This is a genomic window from Paenibacillus sp. FSL R10-2782 (assembly GCF_038592985.1).
GTDB classification, from domain to species: Bacteria; Bacillota; Bacilli; order Paenibacillales; family Paenibacillaceae; genus Paenibacillus; species Paenibacillus terrae_C.
The window spans coordinates 1,088,467-1,114,406 of sequence record NZ_CP151951.1 but is presented as its reverse complement, the minus strand read 5'-3'; the positions used below and the strand labels follow the sequence as shown (position 1 = coordinate 1,114,406).

The window sequence follows — 25,940 nt, the reverse complement described above, 5'->3', positions numbered from 1 at the left end:
CACTAAGACAGACACGTGTATTGTTTCTTTTCCAGGTTCCCCTGCCTTTACATGTTATCGCTTTCATAAAAGCGTTGGGAAGCTTTTGTCCATATTGTTACTTATGGTCATTTTGATCACGCAGCAGCTCGTACCGATTCACGGGACGACCGACCCCGCCGTAATGCACAACCAGGCGCACGATTCCTCTTTTCTCCAGATAATCCAGATACCTTCTTGCCGTTACACGGGCAATACCTACTCCCTCTGCGGTTTCTTCAGCAGACAGCTTGCCGCCGTGCTGCTCCATGACCACAAGCACCTGTTTCAGGGTGGCAGCATTCAAGCCCTTTGGCAGTTCATCGTAGGACATCGCCCATTCCTCGTATATTGGAGCAGGTACTACCACATCCTTAACAGCTTCTCCATTTTGCATAATAAGGTCCAGCTCTTCCTGGGTTCCTACTTCCTCCGCCCATAATCCAGCCTGCTGCACCCGGTAACGCTCCAGCGTATGGTGGATACGCTCTACCTTAAACGGTTTAATGATATAATCGAACGCTCCGTTTCGCATCATTTCGCGGATCGTTTCCGTATCCTTCGCGGCGGTCACGACAACTACATCTACAGGCAATGCCAGGGAACGGATGCGCTGCAAAGTCGTAATTCCGTCCAGCGACGGCATGAATACGTCAAGAAAAATCAGATCAGGCTGTAGCTCCTCGATCAGTTCCAACCCCCGAAGCCCGTTGGAGGCCAGACCTACCACCTGGAACCCGTCAACCTGTTCGATAAACAGTCGATTCACCTCTTGTACCATCGGATCATCCTCGACCAGCAGCACACGAAAAAGTGATTTTATAGGTTTACTCATCGTCGCTCCTTCCCCCTCTCTCCCTCAACGGAAATAGAATCTCTATCGAAGTCCCCAAGCCAAGTGAAGATTCGCATGTCAGGCGGCCGTTCCCCTTGGTGATAATCCCGCTTAGTAAATACAGCCCCATGCCGCGGCTTTCTCCGTCCTTAGTCGTAAATCCGCGTTCGAGCATTCGTTGCTTCGTTGTCTCCGACATTCCACAGCCATTATCCTCGACCAATATGGACATATATTCGTCATCCTGCTGGATGCTGACATAAATCTCCTTGGAGCCGGCTTCTGTATCCGCCAGTGCATCAAAGGCATTCTCAATTAAATTTCCGAGTAACAGAACGAAATCATGGCGGTCAATCAGCCAGGGAAAATAACTCATTTTGCTGGCAGGATCAATCCTGATATCAATCCCGAGCTCTTTACCACGGCTAATTTTACCCAATAGCAGTCCTGCAACTCCGTCATCATCGAAATGCCGTTGAAGGAAGCGCGTGATCTCCTCCTGTTGCTCGGTCACCTCAAACAGATAGCTTAACGCCTCGTTCTGCTGCCCAAGCTGGAGCAAGCCGGCGACGGTATGCATCTTGTTCATATGCTCATGATTTTGTGCACGAAGCCCATGAACAAACTCTTTGACACCTGTGAGCTCCTCGGCCATTCTCGTCACCTCGGTCTTGTCCTGAAATATGGCGATTGCCCCTAGAGTAATTCCCTGTTCACGGATAGGAATTCGGTTACTCCAAATAATGGTTCCGCCAATTTTCAGCTCCTTACTCAGAATCGCCACTCCCGAATCCAGCACTTCCGGCAACCGGGTATCCGGGAGGACCTCGCGGATCGGCAAGCCCGCTACATCGCGGTGCACATCGAAGATTTGCTTGGCTCGTTCGTTAAAAATCGTAATGAAGCAATTGCGGTCAATCGCAATGACCCCCTCATGCATCGCTTGAAAGGCTGCGCTTCGCTCACGAAACATTCTAGCAATCTCCTGCGGCTCCAGGTTGAACATCTGGAGCTTAATATGACGGGCCAGCAATGCGGAGCCAATCACCCCAAACATCAGCGACAGCAACGAAGTGATGATGATGGATTGCTTTTCCTGACGGATAATCTCCGTCACGCTTGGCAGCAGGCCGCCCGCCACAACGACGCCCACCTGCTCCGAGGAAGCATTCATAATCGGCACAAAGGAACGCAAGCCGATGCCCGCTTCGCTGCGTACTTTGGAAACATACGTATGTTCAGCAAATGCGGCATCATCATCCCGAGCCTGAAACGTTCCGCCGATTCGCTCTGTAAGCGGGTGAGACAACCGTTTGCGCTTCATATCGAGCACGACGATATAAGCCGCATCGTTTAATATCCGAATTTTGTCCGCCATAGGTGCAATCACGGCAGAAGCATTCGGGTCATCAATTCTTTCCACTACGTCCGGCAGGTTCGCAACCGTCTGGGCCGTAATCGTAAGCCGCTGTTTGAGTTCTTCTTCCTTGAGCCGGGTGGCGCTGCCAAACAGAAAAAGACCGCCGATCAAAAGAGAAAAAAGAACGACTCCAAATGAAAGTATCATTATTTTCCAATATATGCGAAGTCTGTTCATCCTCTTCTCCTTCCCTTTAAAGCGTTTACCTTTGAATACCATTGTGGAATAATGGGTCTAAAATAGCAACAGATGGGAGGTTACTTTGTGAAAAGAGCTACTGGATTTGGTGTTTTGCTCGTACTGGGTATCCTAACGGCTTATGTGATCGGTTTTCAAAAGAATTTTGGTGAAAAACTCCCTTATGATCATGAATTTACCGGCCTTAAAGATCGGATCGTGATCAAATTTAGCCATGTGGTGGCTGAAAACTCGCCTAAAGGACTGGCAGCCGCTCATTTTGCACAACGGGTTAAAGAAAAATCAAACGATCGGATTGAGATTCAAGTGTTCCCCAATGGAATGCGCTATTCAGAAACCACGGAGGTTGCTGCACTTCAACGAGGAGAAATCCAGATGATTGCTCCTTCGTTTTCTAATTTGAATGCGATTGATCCAGCCTGGCTAGTGATGGATCTTCCGTTTGCCTTTGAGAATCAGGCTGAAGTCGATCAGGCACTGAATGGAGAATTGGGCAAGCGGTTATCGCAGACACTTGAACCCTATGGAATGAAAAGCGTCGCCTTCTGGTCGAACGGCTTTCGTCAAATCACTAACAACGTCCATCCCATTAGACAGCCCGCAGACTTTGCAGGCTTGAAATTTCGTATCCAGCCAAGCCAGGTGTTGGATCGCCAGTTTGAAGCGCTGGGAGCATCGACTATCAGCACTCCTTTTAATGAAATATACCACAGCCTGGAGACGGGAACGGCAGACGGACAGGAGAACACAATATCCAATATTTTCACCAAACGGTTTTACCAAGTGCAACGTTATATGACCATCAGCAACCACAGCTATCTGGGTTATGCCGTCGTATTCAACAAATCCGATTGGGATCACCTCCCAAGTGACGCCAGGCGGGTGCTACAAGAGGCACTTGAGGAAACGACGCGCTGGAGCAAACGGGAAACAGACGAAAATGCGAATCGCCTTCGCCAGTTGGAGCAGACCGGAGACATTAAAATTACCCATCTGTCCGAGGGTGAGCGTAAGCTTTGGAAAGAACGTCTGCGCGTGCTCTATCAGGAGTTTACTCCCATCATCGGGTCGGACCTGATGGATATGATTCAAGGACCATAAAGATCAAAAAGAACGTTATGACCGTATTCTTGTTTGTCAAGAACGCAGCTTTTACACTGGGGATACAAAAATAAAGCGTTTTCAAAAATCAAAAGAAAGCGAGAGCGTATCCCTATGAAACTAAGAATTAATTTTAAAAACTTGACGGTTCAGGTCGTTATCGCTATTGTGCTGGGTATTCTTTTAGGTCACTTTTTTCCTGCAACAGGCGAAAAGCTCAAAATACTTGGAGACGCCTTTATCAAGCTCATTAAGATGGTCATCGCACCCATTGTATTTTTTACAGTTGTACACGGGATTGCCAGCATGGGGGACATGAAGAAGGTCGGTCGCATCGGCGGAAAGGCCCTTCTCTATTTTGAAATCGTTACCACGATTGCGCTGGCTATTGGGCTAATCGTTGTTAACCTGGTAAGACCAGGAGCAGGCATTGATGTGAGCAAAGCAACCGGAGACGTATCTCAATATGCTCAAAAAGCAGCGGAAACAAGTCACGGAGTAGTTGATTTCTTCGTAGGCATTATTCCTGAAAATGTAGTAAGCGCTATGGCAGGCGGAGATTTGCTGCCTATCCTGTTTTTTGCCATCCTTTTCGGGCTTTCACTGACGGCGATGGGGGAGCAAGCCAAACCCGTCATTGTCCTGTTCGACAAATTGTCGCACGCCTTCTTTGGCATCGTCAATATGGTCATGAAATTGTCCCCAATCGCCGCATTTGGTGCCATGTCATACACCATTGGTAAATTCGGCATTGGGTCGTTAACCTCTCTGGGCAAGCTGATGGGGTCCGTTTACCTGACCATGGCCTTATTCGTTATCATTGTGCTCGGTCTGATTGCTCGCATGTACGGGTTCAGCATTTTCAAGTTTATCGCTTATATTAAAGAAGAAATTTTGCTTGTACTTGGTACTTCATCCTCTGAGTCTGCCCTGCCACGTATGATGAATAAAATGGAGAACTACGGCTGTTCCAAATCGGTGGTTGGCCTGGTCATTCCAACGGGCTATTCGTTTAACCTGGATGGTACGGCGATCTATTTGTCCATGGCCGCCATATTCGTGGCTCAGGCCTCCGGCGTCGACATGACCATATGGCAGCAGTTGACACTGCTCGGTATTCTCATGCTGACCTCGAAGGGAGCCGCGGGCGTCACTGGTTCCGGTTTTATTACACTGGCAGCCACGTTGGCGGCATTTCCTTCGATCCCGCTGGCCGGGATGGCGCTACTGCTTGGCGTTGACCGCTTTATGTCAGAAGCACGCGCCATCACCAATCTGATCGGTAACGGGGTCGCTACTGTCATCGTCGCCAAATCAGAAAATGAGTTTCATCCCGGCAGACAGCCGGAAATCGCTCCAGCACCGATGGAGCTTGAAACCAGTCCCTTAAGCAGTCCTGTGACTAAGTCAGTATAAAAAGCCATACTTAAAAAGGGCTACTCCGGGGTAGCCCTTTTTAGCATCATAATGCTTCTACATCATGTCTACAAATCTGTTTATTCTGAGCCGTCTTAAGAGCTTTGCTTTTTCAACTGACCATAATATAAATCACTGTAAAAGCCTTTATGGGTCAGCAGCTCATCATGCGAGCCCTGCTCCTCCAGACGACCATCCTTCAAGACCAGAATCCGGTCAGCCTGACGAATGGTATTCAGTCTGTGGACGATGACAAAGCTTGTTCGCCCTTGCATAAGCCGCTCCAGTCCTTCTTGTATTTTCATCTCAGTAATCGTGTCGATGCTGCTGGTTGCCTCGTCGAGTACGAGGATCGAAGGGTTGGCCAAAATAGCACGGGCAATAGCCAGCAGCTGTTTTTGCCCTTGGCTGATGCCGCTGCCGTTAGCCTCCAGCACCTTGTCGTATCCGTCCTTCAGCCGCATGATAAAGGAATGGGCATTCGCCAGCTTCGATGCTTCCTCTACCTCTTCATCAGTGGCATCCAGCCTGCCGAAGCGGATATTTTCACGGATTGTCCCTTGGAACAGAAAGGAATCCTGTAGTACAAACGCCATATGTGAGCGCAAGCTTTCACGCTGAACGGTGGTAATGTCGCGCCCGTCTAGCGTGATCATTCCCTTGTCGGGACTGTAAAAACGGGATATCAGCTGAATCAGCGTTGTTTTTCCTGCCCCGGTCGGACCGACCAGCGCGATCATCTCACCCCGCTTGGCTTCAAAGGAAATACCTTCTAACGTATCGCCCCCCTCATCATAGCCGAAGGAAACATCGGTAAACCGAACTGCGCCCTCGACATGCTCCAGCTCTACGGCGCCGTGCTCGTCCTTGGACTCCTCATCCTCATCCAATATTTCAAATACGCGTTCAGCTCCGGCAATAGCGGACAGCAGGGTATTCCACTGGTTAGCCAGATCGTTCAGCGGTCTGGTGAACTGGCGGGCATACTCTACAAAGATGATAATCGTTCCGATGGTAATAGAACCGTGTATAGCCAAAATCCCGCCGATTCCTGCCACAATGGCAAAGCTGAGATTGTTCAGCCCGTTCATCAGCTTGGGGATAAAGCCGGAAATCGTTTGTGCCCAGAAGCCTGACAGACGGATACGGTCATTACGTTCACTAAAGCCGCGAATAACCCTCTTTTCCTGCGAAAATGCTTTGATAATCTGCTGCCCGGATAACGTTTCTTCGATATATCCGTTCAATTCGCCCAGGTTCTTCTGCCGTTCCTTGTATAAGGGACCTGTACGACGCGTAATCCAGCGCATCCCGACTGCCATCAGCGGCACCACGATAAAGGTTAGCAGTGTCATCAGCGGGCTTAACCACAGCATGACTGCGAGTGTACCCACCAGCGTCAATACGCTCGAAAAAATCTGAATGGCTGAGCTATTCAGCGTAGAGCTGACATTTTCGATATCATTGGTCAATCGACTCATGATCTCTCCCTGCTGACGTTTACCGTAAAAAGGAATCGGCAAGCGATGCAAATGTGAAAACAGGTCGAAACGCATCCGGTACACCGTCTCCTGGGCGATTTCGATCATCCAGATATTTTGCAGCCAGGAGGTCAGCGAATTGAGCAAATACACAGCACCCAACCCAATGAGAAAATAAATCCACGTGCGTCCGCCCGGACCTTCCAGAAAATGGTCCACCGCAACGCCGACCAAATACGGACCCAGCAAAGCCAGCCCGGAGCTGAGCAGTACCATGAACAGCACCAGCATTAGCTTGGCCTTGCGGCGGGCCAAATACTCCCATATCCTGCCCAGTGTGCCGGACCAGTTCTTGGCCTTGGCTTTGCGGCGTCCCTCTGCTCCTGCCGGGTTGCGCAGCACACCGGACGGTGGTGTAGGCTGACGGAAGGGATCAATGAGTTCCTTGAACATGCGACTCCTCCTTTCCGTATTGTGATTCATAGATGCGTCGATACAGCCCTGAACTGTCCATTAAATGATCATGACTTCCACTCGCAATCAGATGGCCTTCATCCAACAGTAAAATCTGATCTGCCGATGCGGTCGAGCTGATCTTCTGCGTAATAAGAAAGGTCGTGCAGGACAAGCCTTCCAGCGCCTCCAGCAAAGCAGCCTCTGTCCGCACATCCAGCGCACTGGTGCTGTCGTCCAAAATAAGCACCGCCGGATGGCGCACCAGCGCGCGGGCAATAGATAGCCGTTGCTTCTGTCCACCGGACAGATTCACACCGCGCTGTCCCAGCATCGTGTCATAGCCTTGCGGCAAGCGCTCAATCATATCGTGAATTTGCGCCATACGAGCTGCTTCCTGAATCTGCTCCAGACTGGCATTCTCCAGCCCCCAAGCGATATTTTCCCGAATCGAGCCAGTGAAAAGAAGCACCTCCTGCGGCACATACCCAATGGCCTCACGCAGTATGGAAGCGTCCAGTTCCCGCGCATCCTTGCCGTCAAAGCGCACATGGCCCTCATCTTCTTCATACAAACGCGTAATGAGCTGCACAAGTGAAGATTTACCCGACCCCGTAGCCCCCATAATGGCGATACGCTCACCCGATCGAGCCATAAAGGAAATATCCTTTAGCACCGCGAGATCGCTGCCCGGATAATGAAAGCTCACCCGATCCAGTTCCACCTGTCCCTGGATTCGCGTGTTATGTGTTGGAATAGGCTCCCGTTCTCCATGTTCTTCATGATGTGTCTCCAATACCTCACGAATCCTTGCCGTGGAAGCGGTCGCCCGGGAAAACACGACAACAATCCCCGACAAGGCAGACAAGGCTCCAATCGTCCGCAGTGAATAATTGACGACAGCGACCACCTGTCCCACACTGGCATCCCCTGTTGCAATTTGCCCCCGTCCGAACCAAAGCACGGCGATAATTCCCACATTCATGGTAAACAAAATGAACGGCATCGTCGTTTCCGTCCAGCGCAAAGCGGAAACCGTCCCTTTCATCAATTCGCCCCCATAGTGGGCAAAGCGCTCGATTTCATGCCGCATCCGCACAAAAACCCGTATGAGCCGGATACCTGTCAGGTTCTCCTGAATCACCCCGTTAACGTCATCCAAACGACGCTGGACGCCCTTAAACAACGTAACGGTTCGCCGCATCATCACAAGCACAAACACGAACAGCACTGGAGCCATGACTGCCAGCAACAGTCCTAGCCTGAAATGCACGACCAACGCCATTACAATGCTGCCAATCACCACCAGCGGCACCCGTGTCATAAACCGCAAGCTCATAAACACCGTATCCTGCACCTGCGTAACGTCTCCCGTCAGACGGGTAATCAGCGATGAGGTAGCAAAACGTTTAAAAACCGGATAGGAAAAGGATTGCACCTTATGATACAGCCTTTCCCGCAAATCATACCCAAAGCCCTGACTGGCATGGGAAGCAAAAAAGGAACTGGAAATTCCCGCTATAAAAGCAATAACGGCGCTTCCTACCAGCACACCGCCCCATAACCAGACGACGGACAAATCCTGCTGTCGGATGCCCTCATCAATAATTTTGGAGATCAGATACGGTTGCGACAATTCCACCGTCAGCTCCAGCAGCATCATCACGAGCGCCGCGATGGCTGGAACCCGATATTTTTTTAGAAAAGAGAACATCATCCCCACTAGCATTCCTCCAATTGCTCGACAGCCGTCCTTCCAGATCAGCGTGTGATCATCATACAGCACTATATTTTATTATACCCTTCTGAACGCCCTCCTTCTAACTCATAAACTAAAGATTCCTGCTGCTATAATTAAAAATATGCAAAAAAGAGAGCACGTAAATACGGCTCTCCTTGCGATTTCATTTTAATCCAGCTTACTTGTCGTTCCCAGTGTTCATTATTCCTCTGCTGGTACTGCTGACTCTACCTCTACTTCCTCCGTATTTATTTGCTTCCCATCCATCTCCAATGTCTCTACCTCATCCACCTCATCGCCGCTCTCTTCCTGAATTACGGCTCTTGGCGTGTAGAGCTTGGGAATCGGCACATTCGCCCAATCCATATCGGATGCGAAGTAAAAGCTTGTATAGGATGGCTGGTTATAGCCCGTATTTTGACGCGCCACATCCACCCGATATTGCGGATCATGCATCAGTGTGTACAATTTATGCGTCGTAGGCTCAGTGCTCAAATAGATACGGATCGCCGAGCTATCCGCTGTGCGGACGAGCATTTCTTCTCGCCAATCTCCGAAAATGTCGGCTACCAGCGATGGTGTTCCTTTGGTATAGTTGTTCGTCTTCGTTCCTGTTGCGGTCAGCAATGTACCCCGTTTCCAGTCCTCAATGGTTGGGGTTACATCAATCGCGCCGTTTACGATTTGTGTGGTCATATCAGCTGCCCATTTGATACTCATATTAGTGCCTGGCATCTTGGTATCCAGTTGCTTGCCCGCAGCGGTCCATAAGCCCATAGCCCAGGTTTCCAGCCCTCGCTGATCCGGGTCTATGTCACCGATCATTCCCCGGCCTGTATCCTTGCCGGAATATCCGCCGTAGATGACTTTACCCGTTTTGGCATCCCGCAGCGAATAACCATAAGGGGCATAGGTGCCACCCTCATGCACCATAAAGATTTCTTTGCCCGGCCGATCCGGGTCAATATCCGTCACATGCAGCGCATCGCCATGACCCAAACGGGCTGTTTCGCCGGGAATCGCACTTTCGGGTGGCATGACATCGAACGAGCTGTACAGCAGGCTGCCGTCATGGTCGATGGTGGCAGAGCCGTATACGATTTCGTCCTTGCCGTCACCATCTACGTCTGCGACGCTCAGTGAATGCGCTCCCTGTGTGGTCAAGGTTCCGAATTTCGGGTCCGTTCCATCACGCCCGTGCGGACTATCGTTAAACGGATTCGTCATCAGCGCCCAGCCGCTGTCCACCATCCAGTTCTTCTGGAGATGGCGACCATCCCATGTGTAGGTGACCAGTGTGGAGCGCGTATAGTATCCGCGTGCAAACACAGCGGACGGTTTGCGGCCGTCCAAGTAAGCCACGCCTGCCAGGAAACGATCCACCCGGTTGGCGGGTTCGATCCGGGCCATGGCGTAATCGCCCCACATGAGGCCATCGTCATGACGCTCCGGCTCATAGCGGACGGTGTCCAGCTCTGCTCCCGTTTTTCCTTTGAAAATGGTCAAATATTCCGGTCCATCCACAATGAAGCCTTCGAACTCTCTCAGCTTGTTTTTGTCGCTCCGCGCAGGCGCGTATACATCCATAAAGTAGTCCGTCAGGCTTTCCGCATCCTTACGGGATAACGGATAGCTATACTTTGGAGCGATACCAAAGCATTCCTCCAGCGTAGCGGGCCACTGCCCTTTGACCACTTCTTCATGCTTCGTCCAGTTCATGAACATGTTCACCACATGCTCGTAATAATCCGTACGGCTTAAACGGTAATCGTCCTTATGCGTAATCCCTGCTTTGCGATCCTCACGGGGCAGGGTAATATAGGTTTCTTTTTTCGGCTTGCCCTTCTTGTCAAAAGTAATCGTTTTGGTACCCGGAGCCGTTTTGAACATCAACTCGGCTTTGCCGTCGCCATCAAAATCGTACACCATCATCTGTGTATAATGTGCACCTGACCGAATATTCACACCCAGGTCGATCCGATATAGCAGCTTGCCCTGGGCCGTATATGCATCGACATACGTATTTCCGGTATAGCCCTTCTGAGAAACGTCCTTGGAGTTCGACGGGTCCCATTTTACAAAAAATTCATATTGTCCGTCTCCGTCCACATCCCCCACACTCATATCATTTGCAGAGTAGGTATAGGACTCACCTGCGGGTGTTACGCCATCGGCAGGCTTTTGAAGAGGCAGCTCATAGTAGCCCTGCTGCCACGGCGTCACTTTGGCGCTGCGATCCTTTTCCCGTCCATTCACGACCGAAGCTACTCTGTACACCGCTTTTCCGCTTCCTTCTTTATCCAAATAGTTGGTACTGTCGGTCACCGTCGCAATCTTTTTACCATCACGGTATACATTAAAATTCGCTCCTGTCAGCCCCGTTGGACCGTAACCATTCACTTCCTGCGCCAACAGCCGCCAGCTTAAAAAAACACCCTCCGGTGTCACCGCAGCCACCAGTCCCCGATCCAGCTTTTCCAGTTGGATGCTGCCACTTCGGTTCTGTTCGACGGCAACAGCCGATGCTGCCTGAAGCTCCGGTTCAGATGGAGCTTCTGCCGCCATCCCCACAGTTGTACCCGTCATCGCCAGCATCGTTGCCAACGCAGCGGTCAAGGTTCCCTTTCGCCATGCGCCTTTCCTTTGAGCCATCCAAGTCGTCCTCCTCCATTGTGTTGTGATGACAAGCAAATACCCAAAATGATTGCGCTTACATAATTTAAATTCCTTATTATTATAGTTTTGCCGTTCTCCCAAAAGCGTTTAAATATCCGGGGATTTCTCTACACAAATCCGTGTTATTTGCCATTTCGCATAAAACAGCCCCCACCAGGCCTGTACGAACACGGCAAGATGAGGGCTGAAAAGTATTTAATAGTTATAGTTTAGTGATATCCGATAATTTGGGCGACAATCACGAATACTGCACCCAGTACGAACCAGACAGCCAGTAGCGGCCAAAAGAAGCGAACCCATTTCTGATACGGAATACCCGATACGGCCAAGCTCCCCATTAAGGCTGAGGAAGTAGGCAAAATCATGTTCGAAAATCCATCTCCTAGCTGGAAGGCAAGTACCGTCGTCTGCCGTGTAATGCCGAGCAGATCGGACAGTGGCACCATAATCGGCATCGTCGTTGCGGCCATTCCCGAACCGGAGGTGATGAATACGTTCATAATGTTTTGGAACACATACATACCCAGCACTTGCACCGATTCAGGCAAATGTCCCACCATGATAGCAAGGCTGTTAACGATGGAATCAATCACATTGCCGTGATCCAGTACAACCACGATGGAACGTGCAAAACCGATAATCAGCGCACCATAGGTGATATCTTTGGCCCCTTTGGCAAACTCTGTCGCAATGCGACTTGGCCCGTAGCCTGCGCAAAAGCCGGAAATGACTCCCATCGAAAGAAACAGGGCAGCCAATTCTTCCATCCACCAATCCTTTTTGGACACTCCCCAGATCAACATCGCAAAGCTTACTACGATGGTCAAAATGATCAGGATATGCTTGAGCTGTATGGAAGGCAGATTGGATAGATCCACCGGCTTGTCTTCAGCGGTCTTTTCCAATTCGTAAACAAAGCTGCTTTCCGGGCTTTTCTTCACTTTGCTGGCATAACGCATAATATATAAGCTCGTAATGACGATCAGGATGACCAACAGGATGGCACGAAGCCACAACCCTGAAAAAATAGGGATTTGCGCAATCGCCTGTGCCAAACCGACATTAAACGGATTCAGCAGCCCGGCAGTAAATCCACAGGAAGCCCCCAGTGAAATCATGGCCGTACCCGTCATCGCATCAAATTTCAACGCCCGGGCGATAGCAATACCAATCGGCACGAATACCATAACCTCGGTGGACATGCCCATCGTAAAACCGCCCACGGAAAACAGGGTAATAAATACCGGAATCACCCATATACCTTTGTTGGAAAAAGACCTCGCGACCCTTCCCGTCACCGCCTCAATCGTTCCCGAGGACGTAATAATCTGAAAAACACCGCCGATGATCAGAATGAAAAAGACCACATCGGCAGAATCGACCAGACCGGATACGATGGATTTCGGAATATCCCACAGCGTAACCGGATTGGGATCGACATGAGCGTACGAACCGGGAACGAGCAGCGTTTTGCCGGTTGTTTCATTTTTAACTCGTTCAAACTCTCCAGCGGGGACGACATAGGTCAATATCCCGGCCACTAAGGTCAGAAAAATAAGAATGACAAAGGTATGCGGCATTTTCAGCCATTTTTTCGGGCCGCTCGGTACGGCCGTGTTGCTACTCATTCGGATGCTCCCCCGTTTCTCTGCGCTTGCCACTGTTCAAATTCAGTCCGTACCTCTCTCAAAGCCACCGGATCGGTCACGAGATCGTAAGCCGTTAATGCCAGCGCCTTGGCGGCATAGTTCATTTCAATCATGCCTTCCTCCGCTCCCGCAAGCTGGGCAAATTCCGGCGTATGCGTGGACGCGTCACCCAATCGGATATAAGGATGAATCGCTGCGGTAATCTGGCTGACATTGCCGATATCCGACGAACCGATTCCTCCCTGTGCAGGCGGCTCGTGGACCTCCAGACCAAGCTGCTCCAGATTGTTCTGGAACAAAGCGGCCAGCTTCTTGTTCGTATTGCGCTCCGCATAAACAAGTCCCTCGGCAATGTCCACGGTCGCGCCCATGCCTTCTGCCGCCGCACGAACAGCGCGATACACCTTGCTCCGCACTTCTGCCAGGACGACAACGGTTTGCGCCCGTAAAATAAATACGGCCTCGCACAGCTCTGGCACCACATTCGGGGCATCTCCGCCCTTTGTAATAATGCCGTGGATACGCACGTCACTGGTGACGAACTGGCGAACTGAATTAATCGCCACAAAGGCATTAATCATGGCATCCAGTGCGCTGATGCCCTTCTCCGGGGAGGAAGCGGCATGGGCCTGCTTGCCATGAAACGTAAACGTGACATCCACGCAGGCCAATCCCCCGCGCAAAACCATCGTTTTGCTCTGCGGATGCACCATCATTACGGCGTCAATGCCGTCGAATTCGCCATGCTCGCACATGATGATTTTGCCGCCGCCCTCCTCCTCGGCTGGTGTGCCTAACACCACGATGCGTCCGGGCAGATCCGGCATCGCTTCCTTCAGGGCTATAGCGGCCCCCACTGATGCGGTACAAATCAGGTTGTGTCCGCAGGCATGTCCAATCGCTGGGAGTGCATCATACTCAGCCAGCAGAGCGATTGTGGGCCCGCCGGATTTCCCTTCCCATTCCGCACGGAATGAGGTTTCCAGTCCGGCAATGCCTTTTTCCACAGCAAAACCAGCCTGTTCCAGTGTATTGGTGAGCCAGCCCTGTGCCTGATATTCATGAAAGCTTAGCTCAGGATGTTTATGTATCGTTCGGGCAAGCTCCCGTAATTCGTGATCCTTCGCATCTACAGCCTTCATAATTTGTTCATGGGATGGCGTTCTGCCATTATGTCCGTTCGCTATTGAGTCCATCAGTGGAATGCCGCCTTTCATTCGTCATAACGAATAAATATACAATCAATATTCAACATTGTATAGGCGAATGCCAGTAAAGTAAATTTAATATTTTTTAGGTTTATCCTTAAAATTATTTTATATATGACATGATTTTTTTTGAAATACGCCATTTTCCGCCAATAATTACGATATTCGCTGCCTTTATTGTGTTAAGACTGGAGCATCCATTCTACAAATCTTTCCACTGCCATAAGATGGCTGGATTTATTTTTATACAACATCCATGTTCTGCGCAGCACAGGCTCCCCGTTCTTGCGAATCAAATTAAATGCATATAATTCATCCTTTGGAGAGACAAATATTTCGGGTACGATGGAATATCCCAATCCGTGTCGGACCATTTCCTTACAGGTTTCGTAGCTGTCCACCTCCATGGAAACTCGTGGCGGCCTGCCCAACATTTCACTCCACCACGCCTGCACAGATTCGTTAAACGAGGAATACATGTGACCAGAAAGCTGCGGCTTGCCCGGGTCCTTATAACGAATCATCGGAAGCTCCGGCAATTGCTCAAGCTCTACAGCCTCTTGGGAGATCACGCAAATATGCTCCTCCGCAAGAAGATGCTTTCCCTCAGACCAGGGGTAATCATTGCGAATGACACCCAGATGAATTTCATCCCCGCGAAGCATTTCATAAATTTCTGCACTGAGTCCGCAAGTAACCGAAAATTGCACGTCAGGATAAATATCTTTGAAGCTCTTTAAGATCGGCGGCAGCTTGTAGTGCCCGTAGTAGCTTGAAATCCCCAAACGAAGCGTTCCTTTTACCTCGCCTCTCAGGTGGATAACGGCTTCTTTTAATTCGGCCAATTCTCTCAAATTTCGTTTGGCATACTCAGCCAGTCGTTCTCCTTCCATGGTCAGCTTCGTTCCTCTGTTCCCGCGTACGATAATCGGCACCCCGAACTCCTTTTCCAATTGGTTCAGACGGTAGGTCAAGGCGGGCTGTGTAATATACAAACGCTCGGCGGCACGTTTCAGACTGTGTTCTTCTGCAATGTAGCACAACATCAGGCAATCCTTTTCATCCATCATCGTCGCTCCTTTCGTCATATTGTTCCCTTGTTCATCCGTTCTCGGTTCTCCACAGGAAAAAAGCCCACAGATGTATCGGTCTATTATACCGCACGAAGGGCTTGGGCAAGACCCGGTTAAACCGGCAAAATGATCCCCGTTCATCCCCAATCCACTTTTGCAAAAGGAACTCGCTTTTAAAGCGACCGCTTCGCTTGTACAACAAAATTTCGTCCTCCGTTTTACCATGTACATTTTTTTTTGTGCAGTTTGCATAGAAGAAGCTCACCGAAGGATGAAAAGCATCTCCCATCAAGTGAGCTTCTTTTGGGTCTTAATGTGGAACAAAGGAGCTGAAATCATCCCGGCTCGACTGATCTGCATGATAAAACACGACATCCCCATCCTGCAAATGAAAGGGTTGCCCGTACGGATTTTTTACTTCTCTCCGGTAGCCTTCCAGTTGCCACTGGTTCAGCAACGGGCCGTTAATATACTGCAAATGTGGATGCTCGGTATCCCCCTGACGGAGCGACTCCAAATTGAATCGAACCACGATATAGCCCGTTTTCTTGAATATGCTCGCATGTTCGTTTAGCTCCCGGCGACGGCTTTCTTCACGTAAATCCGTCCCTTTAGGGACCACGTACACATCAGCAGGCAGGCTATATTCGCCATACCAGCGCTGAATCGACGCATTGGCACGGTCGACATCGACTCCATCCGGCAGGTCCGTCTTGGGACCGATCAAGGTACGCACCGCCGCAGGCAGCACCAGCCAATCGTAGCGGCCGATCCACGTCTTGCTATGCGTGATACGCTGGGCATACAGGGAAACATAGCGTTCCAGCGTCGACTGGCTCCGCTGTGCTTCACTCAGCTCATGCTTGTATTGGTAGGCTGCTGTATCCTGCATTTCCTCCGTCGGTACATTGCGTAGCCGCTCATTTAAAATGACATATCGCTTCTCCCGATCCTCCGCCGATCCCAATCGGATAAACTTGCGGCTTCCCGCATGTGTATACAGCTCCACCTCTTCTCGCTGGCGACCATCCTTGCTCACCCAATAAAATGATGGCGTGATGCGAATACCATCCTTGGAGCTGAACATATTTCCTTTGGTTTTGAGGTCAAACTTGAAGTGGTAGCCTGTCTTGATCGCCACATTTTGGTAGCCTTCATGCGGATGACTGCCAGGGCGGACAGGCAAGGTAAACGGCTCCTGATTCCCCCTTGGCAGTCCGTCGATGTTCCCTAGTCCCGTCCAATAGGACAGTCCGCTATGCACCGGACTTCCTTTGCGCTGTCGGAATACCCGCTCCCAATGGTAGTCGGCAATATCCGTGATATGAAAATCATACATCCGTCCGATGACCTCGATCTCTACCACATCATTGGCGACATGATGCGCGATATCCGTATTGGCATGACGCTGCTCAGTGAACCCGTCCGGTGCGTTTTCCGCAATAGTCCGAAACTCGACGGTATAATTCCCTTCATCCACCCATACGGGCAAATAGAAGTCTGTGTCCAGTTGCCTTACCGGAATGTCGATCCAGGTTCCACGCGGATAGAACTGAGTTTTCCCCTTATCGTACACATCAAACGGAAATCGTACCTGCTTGGTTCGTACATATTTGGCATACTCCCGATCACCATAGCCGGGAATATTCAAATGCGGGCCCGCCGTCGAAATCGTCACGCGGAAGGGGCGTTCCAGGATGAGCGCCGATCGGCCTTTCGTCGGTTGGGTTTTCTGGTTGTGGGTCGCATCGTCTGACACACTTGAAAGATTCACCACGGGCGTATGGACGGTCACGGTGTTGATCCCTTGGATCGGCAAAGTCTTATCTGCACCGCCATTGATATTTCCTTTGAGAATGGTATAGGTGATATCACCGCTACTAGGCGTATTGGGCTTATTTGTCTTGTACTTTTCAATTACGTGGCCCGGGCTGTACAGGGTATCCGGCCCGATTTTTACGGGTTCAGGGATTTTGCCAGGAGTCGGGCCGTTTTCCTTGACACGCTGATGGTCCATGATCGTCTGGCCGTTGAATTTCACGGTATCGTTCTCCACCTCTACGTCCGGTGTAGCTTTCTGGGCCACAGGCTCCAGTGACCTTTGTTCATTGGGCACCTTCGGCATACTCTTGCCGCCATAGATATAAAGTGAACCCCCATCAATAATGCCCGGTGAGGGAGCAGGATAGTATTTTCCGTTGGTCGCGGACTCTATAGCAGGAGGAGTATAGTCCTTCGGCGGAATCGTAATACTGCCTCCCGGCAATGCATAGTTGTGTAGCTGCGCGTGCTTGATGCCGTACACTTCGAGGTTGTCGATCGTCCAGTAAGAGTACGGTTTTACAATTTCGTATTTGTAATACTCCACGACCTTCATATGCCGGGTATCGTTGATATCTTCCCATTCCAGATCATAAGTGCGCTTCAGCTTGACGTTGTAGGTGCACTCGCCTTTGAGCTGTTGGAAGGTATTCTGGAACAGGTAATTTCGGGCCAGCACGTTTCCATACAGGCTTTCGGAGGTTGGAATGCCCTTGGCTACATCAAAGCGTGACGCGCCTCGCTGATCGGCTTTAATAACACCTGAAGCCATTGGATCGAGGTATTTATCCGACTGGCTACCGCTAGGCGCAGGTCGAGTGCAGGTGACTCCTGTCGGGAGCTGCTCTATCGCCTCTAGCTCCTTATAATATAAGTAAGCTGTAAATCGCTCGAAGGAGCCGTTATAGGTAAATCCGGGTACATTTCCCGGCAAAATATCTCCGCTCGGCGGATTACCCGTGGTACTTTTCTTGTAGCCAACATACTCATATCTGGGATCGGTTGGCGGAGTGAAATCATACAATTGATCAGGTTTCAGCTCATCTTCTATTGGTGTAAATACGTTGTTAAGAGATTTTCCATCAGTAGTAAAATGCTTGACGATGAGTCCGCTATCCAGTTCGATTTTGAAGAGTATGGGCTGGTAGATACGCCAGGCTTCGACTTCTTTGGCACAGGTAGGGCAGCTCTCCAGCTTTATATCTTTAGGATTATAAGCATTTAGCCGTATATTTACTGAAATTGGGATTACAGCAGTGTCTGTTCCCAATCCCTTGTATTGAGGAGGTTGAATATCCGAATCTTTAGTCCCCCCTTTAGAACCACCACTTATTGAGTTCTGATAGTCCTCATATTTATCTGGCCGGGAATTTTCGAAATATTCAACATTGTCAGTTTGTGTGTACAGTCTAGCCTCAACATTTTTAATTTTCCGACCGGGAAACTGAAATTTATAAGTGAATTTTGCCATACCCTGCATGTTCTTATTGGGCTGCTTGCCGCCATCGGTAACCCAAGTCCCTGCGGTGTTCTTCCACATGTCAAAGTACATCATGCCGACAAAGTAGCGTTCATTCTTGTCTGCATAGTAAGACAGCGGTGTGATTTCCGTATCGGCTGCCGCCTTATCGGCAGGAAAAGAAAAAGGTGGGAGCTGCAACAAGAGCAGTACCCCCACCAGCAATACGGCCAGAATACGTTTCGTATTCTTCATATGGTTAATTTCCCTTCCACGGATTAATCATTAATGGTATGTAATCCATGGAACCGCCGTAGAACCCAATGTATTGAACGTCTTGAAGTTTAAATAATTTGTAGTCCTTAATTCCGTAGTATATTTCGTCAGCCGAAGAATAAATTTTATAAAAAATCATCTTCGTTCCATCCCCGTTATCTTGGGTTAGTTGGTCCATAGGATAACGGTATCTTGTGTCATTGTCCTTAGTAACATAGAACAATGGGCTTGCTGTAGAAGCAGTTTTAATTCTGACTTTCAAATATGGAATTCCCTGCGAGGATGTGTAAGGCTCAACTGAATAAACATCACGCAGTAATTTGATGGGAAGGTCAGTGTACTTAAAAATCATAGTTTTGGTATATTCCTGACCTTTTCGATTTTTAAGCAAATTTTGGTCTTTAGCAAATAATTTTTTATACGGCTCAATGCTCACCGCCTGATGCCCCGTATCCTCCAGCGCGGCAATATCCTTCTTCCCAATCCAAACCCAGCGGCTAACCTTATCCCATTCCACCGTCTGTCCCAAGCCTTCACTTACTAGCCGTAAAGGTACAAAAGTACGGTTCTGCTTCAAAATAATCTTCGTTTCATACGTTTTAGTCTGTCCATCCACAGTAGCTGTGTTCTGTCCAACCGTCATGTTGACCACATGGGCATCATTCTTAATCGACACAGCCAACTGACCGCCTGTTTTCTCCCAGCCTACCTTGGCTCCCAGTGCTTCGGATACGAAACGAATGGGAACCATCACATAATCGTTCTCATCCTGAAAAGGTTTAGCATCCGGGAACTGAATTTTTTTCGCATTCAATAAGACTTCAATCGGTTTGGAACTGCTTGCTGCTCCCGCTGTCGGAAATGTTCCTCCCCATAGCAGCACGACTACGGTCAGACTCAACATCCATTTTTTCATACTCATCTCTCGATCCCCTTTGTCTACTTAAACTATGTATATCAAGCCAAATCCCACAAGCCTATCGCATCCCCACTTTCGGAAAATACTGGATACAACTTATATATTATATGTTTTCTCTATCACAAAATCTATAAGAAAACTTCTAATATAAAGCATTCTAAAAAAAAGCCAGACTACATTGACCAAAGTTTTATTGCCCTAATATTCAGAAGACTAGCTCGTTCGGGTTATTGCCTTTCCCCAAAATCTCAACAAAAAAGGGCTGCCTCTCCCCTGTTAAGGAAGAAACAGCCCGTGTGCTTCACGCGCAAAAAACGATGAATATATCAGTTCATACCCTAATGCTTGTTCCAGCATCATCCAATATTTCTTACATCATAAATCATAACTGACTAAAAATCAAACGTTACTTTTTCTTACGAAACATCTCAAAGATCATTCATGCAAACCTAAGCTGCCAGCCTGATATAGCTGTTCATACACGCCCTGGTTAACCATCCTCAGCCCAAACAATCTGAGGATGCGCTGCCCCGGCTTGGCTTTGAAGGTTACTGTCGCTTTATCCTTGCCCTCCAAATATGCAGCCGGAATGGCGGCATTTACGTGGTAAACTTTTGACGATCACGGCCTCCCATTCATCTGCCTCCTTTACACATAGGCTGGAAGCCACTCTCCGTGCGCCGCAATCAGGTCATCACACAGAGAAACAATCTCATCCATGGACAGCTCGGCTGACGTGTGCGGGTCCAGCAGTGCGGCATGATAAATATGCTCTTTTTTCCCGGTGATCGCAGCTTCAATCGTCAGCAATTGTGTATTGATATTCGTCCGGTTCAGCGCAGCACATTGGGGCGGCAAATCTCCGACATAGGTCGGCGTCACCCCGTTGCGATTCACCAGACAAGGCACCTCCACACATGCTTCCTTCGGCAGATTGGTAATTAAACCCGTGTTCATCACGTTGCCGCCAATGGCAAAAGGCCGATCTGTTTCGATAGCCTCCAAAATATACGAAGCATATTCATGCGACCTTTCATGGCGAAGATCCTGATTGCTCAAAAGCTCCCCGCGCATCGTTTCCCATCGTTCAATCTGGCTCACGCAGCGACGCGGGTACTCATCCAAAGGAATATTGAACCGTTCGATTAGCTCGGGATATGCCCGTTTGATAAAATACGGATGATACTCCGCATTATGCTCGGACGATTCCGTAATGTAATAGCCGAATTTCAGCATCATCTCAAAGCGTACCATGTCGTTATGCTTTTCCTGCTGCTTGGCGGCAGCCCTTTTTTTAATCTCGGGATATACATCCTCGCCGTCCTTGCTCACTTCGAGCAGCCACGCCATATGATTGATGCCTGCGATTTTCGCCTTTACGCCTTCCTGCTCCAGCCCGAGGCTTTTGAACAGCTCTGGTATACACGCCTGCACGCTATGACACAGCCCCACCGTACGGACGCCGCCGTGTACGTTCATCACATTCGTCAGTACAGCCATCGGGTTGGTGTAATTGAGAAACCATGCATCCGGGCATACCTCACGCACATCTGCGGCAAAATCGAGCATCACCGGAATCGTCCGTAAGTTGCGGAAAATCCCACCAATCCCGACCGTATCAGCAATCGTTTGGCGCAGACCGTATGTTTTGGGAATTTCAAAATCCGTAATCGTGCATGGATCATAGCCGCCAACCTGAATAGCATTTACCACATAGGTAGCTCCACGCAGCGCTTCCTTGCGGTCTGTGTAGGAGCGAATCACACAGGTGCTCCCTGTTGTTTTTTTCAAATTGGATAAAATATGTTCCGAATCCTTTAGCCTTCCGGGATCAATATCGAACAACGCCAGCTCAAAGCCCTGCAAAGCAGGTGTCAGCATACAATCACCAAGCACATTTTTGGCAAATACCGTGCTGCCTGCACCTAGAAACGTAATCTTGCTCATGCCTTTTCCCCCATTCCCATTCGTATTCGCAGCTTTGTACTCCAAATGCAAGGATACCCACCGCCACTCTCCCCTTTGCAGGAAGAAAGTGACGGTGGGAAAGGTTACCCATGGCTATTCATTATTTACTCCAGATCGTGAACCTCCTGCTGGTTTAGCAGAGCTGACAGGAGCAGGTGTTTCAGGTGTTACGGAGTTAACCGAAGTTGTTGGCGTTTCCGGAGTACCGGAGTTGACAGGGGCCCCCGCTTCGATCACGGTCACCTTGGCAATCGCCTTCAATTCTGTTCCTTCTACATTGCCCTTCAATTCAAATGAACCCGGAGTAGCATATTGTGCAGGATTAATATTTTCCCACTCTACAGCTACCCATGTAGTGGAGCCTTCTCCATACGTAGCTTCCACCACGCTCGGCAATTCGGGTTTTTCACCTGCACGAGTCGTCACGTTTACTTCTTTTATAGCCGTGATTTTCTCGGCCGTCGTCAGACTTTGTGCTGTGCCAGAGGCCAGCCCCGCCACCTCGGATGCATTCAAAGCACGGCTGTAGATGCGGAATTCATCCACCAGACCATTGAAATACGGATCAGGGTACTGGGACTTGCCGATAAAATTATTTTTGGTCTGGCCCAGACTGGTAGGATTCAAGGTCAGGCTGGTATTGCGTCCCACTTCTTTGCCATCCACATACAAAATTCCCGTGGAGCCCGAAAGCGTGACCGCAACATGCTTCCATACACCTGTCGGCAGTACAGGGGCATCAATCGTCTGTTCCTGTCCTTGCCCGTTACCTTGATTCGTAATGGCAAATAGCATCCGGTCCCCTGCTTTAGGGGTCAGGAACATATATTCATTCGTCCCGGAGCCGAAATCAAAAATCCGTACATAATCGCTCAGGCTGTTCGCTTTAACCCAGCCGGATACGGTCAACTGCTGTGCCCGGCTCACAATGCCCGCTGGAAGCTGCACATAGCTGTCCTTGCCATTGAGGCTGACGGCATTGCCTTTTTTCCCTGCAGCCCATGCAGCCGTACCCTTCACGACAGCATCATTGTGACTGTCCGACGAATCCGTAGCGACTGAACCGCTGGTTTCGTCAAACTTATACAACGCAAGCTGTTCAAGTAACGGAGCCGCCGGTTCTACGATCACGCTCACTCTGGCCTCTGCAGACAACAGCGAATCGCTGGCTGTCAGCTTGAATATATACGTTCCCGGCTCGGAAACGTCCACCTTCGTGCGCAGCGATGTTTTACTGCTGAATGTGATCTTGGCATTCTGTGGTCCTTCAACCAGACTCCACTCGCTTGTAACCTTTCCTTTCGGAAGTCCATCATCCTCAGCCGTACCTTTCAAAATAATTGGATCCGGCAGCTTCACCTTGGACGCTTTACCCGCATCTACGGCAGGCGCCTTATTCGGATCAGGCGTCGTTGGTGTCAGCTCCACCGTATAGGAAGAGGCTGTGCCAATGTCCAATTTCAGCTTGTTGGTAGGTGCATACGCATTAAATTTACCTTGCGATTGACCACCTACTTTAACCAAATACGTTCCCTTCTTCAAGCCATCGAACGTAACGTACGTGGAATGTGCTTGACCAGGTGTCTGATTTTTCAGTTGGAGCCATACATAATCCTTGGCTGTTGCCAGCTTGGCTTCTGTGTATTGGTCCCTGTCCAGCTCGATATACAGCTTTTCCGTGATCAGATTGACCCGCTTGAACAGGCCGTCCAGCGGCTTAATGGTATACACATTGCCGCTTTTGCTTACCTCTGCACCATAGCCCGTCAATCCGAAGATCGGATCTACTGCAATGTCGGCACTTAGCGTTTTGAGTGCACCGAACAGTCCAAGATCGGCCTCGCCGCTCATACCGCGCCAGCCGTTAAAGAGCGGAACATTTTTACCGCCTCCAGTGCCATTCGTTCCCTGGTTGCCTTTTTCCGCCTGATACGTCCATGCGACTGCCCCGATGTTGTCAGGGTCGGAGCTGATTTGCCCGGAATTAATCGCTCCGACATTGGCGATTTTAGCTGCATAGGACAGACGTTGCTGTTCCTCACGTTGATTGTCCTCATGATGCCGTATCCAGTCGTCCATCGCATAGCCCGCAAGCGAAGTCGTGTACTGGAAGTTGAACCAGTTCTCCCCGGTAATTGTCACCGGATCGGTATAGTAGTACCATACTGGCATATGTCCGCGTGCTGCGCGGGTTTTGGCATTGATTTTACTCATCATTTCCAGCGCTTTGCTTTGCTCGCCTTCTGTATCTATATTCTGCTTGGCTAACGTATATACGGCCTCTTCCCCAGTGTTATCGTAGCTGTATTCGGAGCCGTAAGGATATTTTGTATTTTTAAAATTGTTATATTTGCGATCCATTTTTTCCCTAAGATCGTTCGCCTCATCATCATAGCCTTCATCATGAAGTGCCTGAATAATATCCGGTGTGGTCAGTTCGCCCATCAAGCCCGTTTCCCAGTTGTAAGCGACCGGCCCTTCATACAATGCTTTGAAAATGTTATACCCCCGCAGCAAATACGTTTCCTTCGGATGCTTGTAAGTCACAAGATCCGGGTATTCCTTCGCAATCTTGTACATGCTGAAATAGGTGTTGTACACATGCGGGTATGCGTACCCCCGATAGGTTGGTGTATCATTCGGCTCCGGCATCAGGAAATCATGGATCAGATAATCCTCATGATGACCGTTCATCAGATTCGTCCAGATCGCCGTCTCCAGATAATCGTCTACTGCCCGCACCTCTTTGGCGACGGGAGACAGTGCATTTTTCTCAGCCAAGAACTGTCCGTGCGTCAGACCCCAATCATCCCCCCAGCCCCAGTATCCGTTGAAAATGTTACGCTTGGATTTGGTATGCATCATCCAATCGTCAAAGACCTTGTCGCGCAGATCACCCGGTACATTCCACTGGGTTTTATCTACCATAAACGTAGCGTGCCGTTGCAGCGCCAAATCAATGGGCTCGATGGCATAGAACTGTAAAACCGTCTTGTTGCCGTTTCCATACTCCACCGTGATGAAGTTTGGACCCAATTTCGTAAATTTCAACTCATAAATGTTGTGCCCTCCAGTCTTGCTGTCCGTCTGCGGGATGACGGTTCCATCTGGATAGGTTACCTTGCTGATCGCCTGCTTGGTGCGCAGGTCCACTTTTGCCTTCTGATTCGTAGGCACGATCATGCCCGGTACAACCGTTGTATCCACCAGGTTTTCTTGATACAACGTATCCTTTACATCATGCTCATCCTTCACCGCCAGAAACTTGAAGCCATAATTCCGGCTTTGACCGGGATTCAGGATCAGGCTTGTGTTGGGCAAATATCCCCGATTGGTGGACTTGATTACATTGGAATGAATATAAAATACATTCAGTCCTTCCACCCATTTGCCTTCATTTGCCGGATTCCAGGCCCATTTGCTGCCCGGATGCTCCTCATCCCGCCAACGGTCCTGATACTCAAAGCCTGCACCTGTCGAGGAATCAGGTATCAGCAGCAGTGAAGAACCAATGCCGCTGGGACGTCCAGCCGTAATATAGGAGCTGTTGTTGCCAACAAAGGAATGCGTCACGACTCTCGTTTCGTAAATCGCATCACCGTTGGTCCACTGCTCATTGAAAGGCAGCGGCAAACCGAAATCGCCAATCTCCAATTTTTTGCCACTCGTATTCTGGACCTGTATATTCCACAACACCGAACCGTTCGACTCCGCCGAATACGTTTCGATGACTTTAAAATTGCGTATGCCTTCTGCGTTGCTTGAGTTCTCATACGTGACGGTGACGCGGTTGCCACTGGTCGTGATTTTGCGCGCGTCTGCCGACTTGTTCGTCCATGCCTTGGTCCAGTTGCCTTCGTCCAATCGGTACGTGAACATCAGTTCACCGAGCCATTGATGATCTGCTGTATTCTGCTCGGGTGTTACCGTTGCGTTCATCACGTACTCTGTCGGGAAAGCATCTCCCTTGATACGAATGGATGAAATTTCGCCATGCTCGCCTGTCTGAATCGTCAGCTTGTCATTGGATAGTTCATAGGCCTCCGCCGTATGCGTCCCAAATAGTACAGACGCCGCGGTTAAAAACAAAAATGCCGCCAATATTCCTTTAAATTTCATCAACACGCCTCCTTTTGGATCTTGGGGTCCTGATTTGCTTGCCAATCACCTGAACTCTCTTCATTTCGCCGCAACCTCCTTGGAAATGTAAGCGCTACAACTCCATTGT

14 protein-coding genes are annotated in these 25,940 nt (G+C 49.6%); 2 read left to right on the top strand and 12 right to left on the bottom strand.

All coding sequences use genetic code 11. The features are described from left to right. Window positions 1-97 precede the first annotated feature (97 nt). Both NST83_RS05040 and NST83_RS05035 read right to left on the bottom strand, forming a co-directional pair. A complete protein-coding gene (locus NST83_RS05040; protein WP_342416809.1) occupies window positions 98-853 on the bottom strand; it encodes a response regulator in 756 nt (251 codons plus the stop codon). Continuing rightward, window positions 846-2,450, bottom strand: a complete 1,605-nt coding sequence (locus NST83_RS05035) for a sensor histidine kinase (protein WP_342416808.1) — start codon at window positions 2,448-2,450, stop codon at window positions 846-848. Before NST83_RS05035 ends, NST83_RS05040 begins: the two co-directional genes overlap by 8 nt. Before the next feature lie 87 nt (window positions 2,451-2,537). On the opposite strand from NST83_RS05035, the gene NST83_RS05030 reads away from it, so the two are divergent. Together NST83_RS05030 and NST83_RS05025 are read left to right on the top strand one after the other, a co-directional pair. Continuing rightward, a complete protein-coding gene (locus NST83_RS05030) occupies window positions 2,538-3,572 on the top strand; it encodes a DctP family TRAP transporter solute-binding subunit (protein ID WP_342416807.1) in 1,035 nt (344 codons plus the stop codon). Between the two features lie 114 nt (window positions 3,573-3,686). Beyond that, window positions 3,687-4,988 carry a dicarboxylate/amino acid:cation symporter gene (locus tag NST83_RS05025; RefSeq protein WP_342416806.1) on the top strand — a complete coding sequence of 434 codons (1,302 nt, stop codon included), beginning with the start codon at window positions 3,687-3,689 and terminating at the stop codon, window positions 4,986-4,988. A gap of 95 nt (window positions 4,989-5,083) precedes the next feature. Here NST83_RS05025 and NST83_RS05020 read toward each other — a convergent pair whose 3' ends face one another. From NST83_RS05020 to NST83_RS04975, 10 genes are all read right to left on the bottom strand, one after another. Continuing rightward, entirely contained in the window at window positions 5,084-6,922 is a 1,839-nt protein-coding gene (locus tag NST83_RS05020) for an ABC transporter ATP-binding protein (protein ID WP_342416805.1), read from the bottom strand. Beyond that, a complete protein-coding gene (locus tag NST83_RS05015; RefSeq protein ID WP_342417878.1) occupies window positions 6,903-8,639 on the bottom strand; it encodes an ABC transporter ATP-binding protein in 1,737 nt (578 codons plus the stop codon). The genes NST83_RS05020 and NST83_RS05015 overlap by 20 nt, the downstream gene beginning before the upstream one ends. A gap of 225 nt (window positions 8,640-8,864) precedes the next feature. Next, complete coding sequence (locus tag NST83_RS05010) at window positions 8,865-11,315, bottom strand: rhamnogalacturonan lyase (protein ID WP_342416804.1); 2,451 nt, start codon at window positions 11,313-11,315, stop codon at window positions 8,865-8,867. Window positions 11,316-11,548: 233 nt separating this feature from the next. After that, window positions 11,549-12,967, bottom strand: coding sequence for a C4-dicarboxylate ABC transporter permease (locus tag NST83_RS05005; RefSeq protein ID WP_342416803.1), 1,419 nt, complete (start codon window positions 12,965-12,967; stop codon window positions 11,549-11,551). Continuing rightward, a complete protein-coding gene (locus NST83_RS05000; protein WP_342416802.1) occupies window positions 12,964-14,184 on the bottom strand; it encodes a M20 family metallopeptidase in 1,221 nt (406 codons plus the stop codon). Before NST83_RS05000 ends, NST83_RS05005 begins: the two co-directional genes overlap by 4 nt. A gap of 194 nt (window positions 14,185-14,378) precedes the next feature. Further along, a complete protein-coding gene (locus NST83_RS04995) occupies window positions 14,379-15,284 on the bottom strand; it encodes a LysR family transcriptional regulator (protein WP_252361670.1) in 906 nt (301 codons plus the stop codon). Between the two features lie 295 nt (window positions 15,285-15,579). Beyond that, the gene (locus tag NST83_RS04990) at window positions 15,580-18,804 is read right to left on the bottom strand and encodes a DUF5704 domain-containing protein (protein ID WP_342416801.1); all 3,225 of its coding nucleotides are present in this window, start codon (window positions 18,802-18,804) and stop codon (window positions 15,580-15,582) included. Window positions 18,805-18,808: 4 nt separating this feature from the next. After that, on the bottom strand, window positions 18,809-19,747 hold the full coding sequence (locus NST83_RS04985) for a copper amine oxidase N-terminal domain-containing protein (RefSeq protein ID WP_342416800.1): 939 nt from the start codon (window positions 19,745-19,747) through the stop codon (window positions 18,809-18,811). 645 nt (window positions 19,748-20,392) lie between these two features. Further along, on the bottom strand, window positions 20,393-21,691 hold the full coding sequence (locus NST83_RS04980; protein WP_342416799.1) for an alpha-glucosidase/alpha-galactosidase: 1,299 nt from the start codon (window positions 21,689-21,691) through the stop codon (window positions 20,393-20,395). A 114-nt stretch (window positions 21,692-21,805) separates the two neighbouring features. After that, on the bottom strand, window positions 21,806-25,831 hold the full coding sequence (locus NST83_RS04975; RefSeq protein WP_342416798.1) for a DUF5695 domain-containing protein: 4,026 nt from the start codon (window positions 25,829-25,831) through the stop codon (window positions 21,806-21,808). Window positions 25,832-25,940 lie beyond the last annotated feature (109 nt).

Bases quoted from the DNA above. Each gene is read 5' to 3' on its own strand.
- NST83_RS05000 (WP_342416802.1), bottom strand. From the start codon at position 14,184: ATGGACTCAATAGCGAACGGACATAATGGCAGAACGCCATCCCATGAA.
- NST83_RS04975 (WP_342416798.1), bottom strand. From the start codon at position 25,831: ATGAAATTTAAAGGAATATTGGCGGCATTTTTGTTTTTAACCGCGGCG.
- NST83_RS05015 (WP_342417878.1), bottom strand. From the start codon at position 8,639: ATGATGTTCTCTTTTCTAAAAAAATATCGGGTTCCAGCCATCGCGGCG.
- NST83_RS04995 (WP_252361670.1), bottom strand. From the start codon at position 15,284: ATGACGAAAGGAGCGACGATGATGGATGAAAAGGATTGCCTGATGTTG.
- NST83_RS04980 (WP_342416799.1), bottom strand. From the start codon at position 21,691: ATGAGCAAGATTACGTTTCTAGGTGCAGGCAGCACGGTATTTGCCAAA.
- NST83_RS05020 (WP_342416805.1), bottom strand. From the start codon at position 6,922: ATGTTCAAGGAACTCATTGATCCCTTCCGTCAGCCTACACCACCGTCC.
- NST83_RS05005 (WP_342416803.1), bottom strand. From the start codon at position 12,967: ATGAGTAGCAACACGGCCGTACCGAGCGGCCCGAAAAAATGGCTGAAA.
- NST83_RS05040 (WP_342416809.1), bottom strand. From the start codon at position 853: ATGAGTAAACCTATAAAATCACTTTTTCGTGTGCTGCTGGTCGAGGAT.
- NST83_RS05035 (WP_342416808.1), bottom strand. From the start codon at position 2,450: ATGAACAGACTTCGCATATATTGGAAAATAATGATACTTTCATTTGGA.
- NST83_RS04985 (WP_342416800.1), bottom strand. From the start codon at position 19,747: ATGAGTATGAAAAAATGGATGTTGAGTCTGACCGTAGTCGTGCTGCTA.
- NST83_RS04990 (WP_342416801.1), bottom strand. From the start codon at position 18,804: ATGAAGAATACGAAACGTATTCTGGCCGTATTGCTGGTGGGGGTACTG.
- NST83_RS05025 (WP_342416806.1), top strand. From the start codon at position 3,687: ATGAAACTAAGAATTAATTTTAAAAACTTGACGGTTCAGGTCGTTATC.
- NST83_RS05010 (WP_342416804.1), bottom strand. From the start codon at position 11,315: ATGGCTCAAAGGAAAGGCGCATGGCGAAAGGGAACCTTGACCGCTGCG.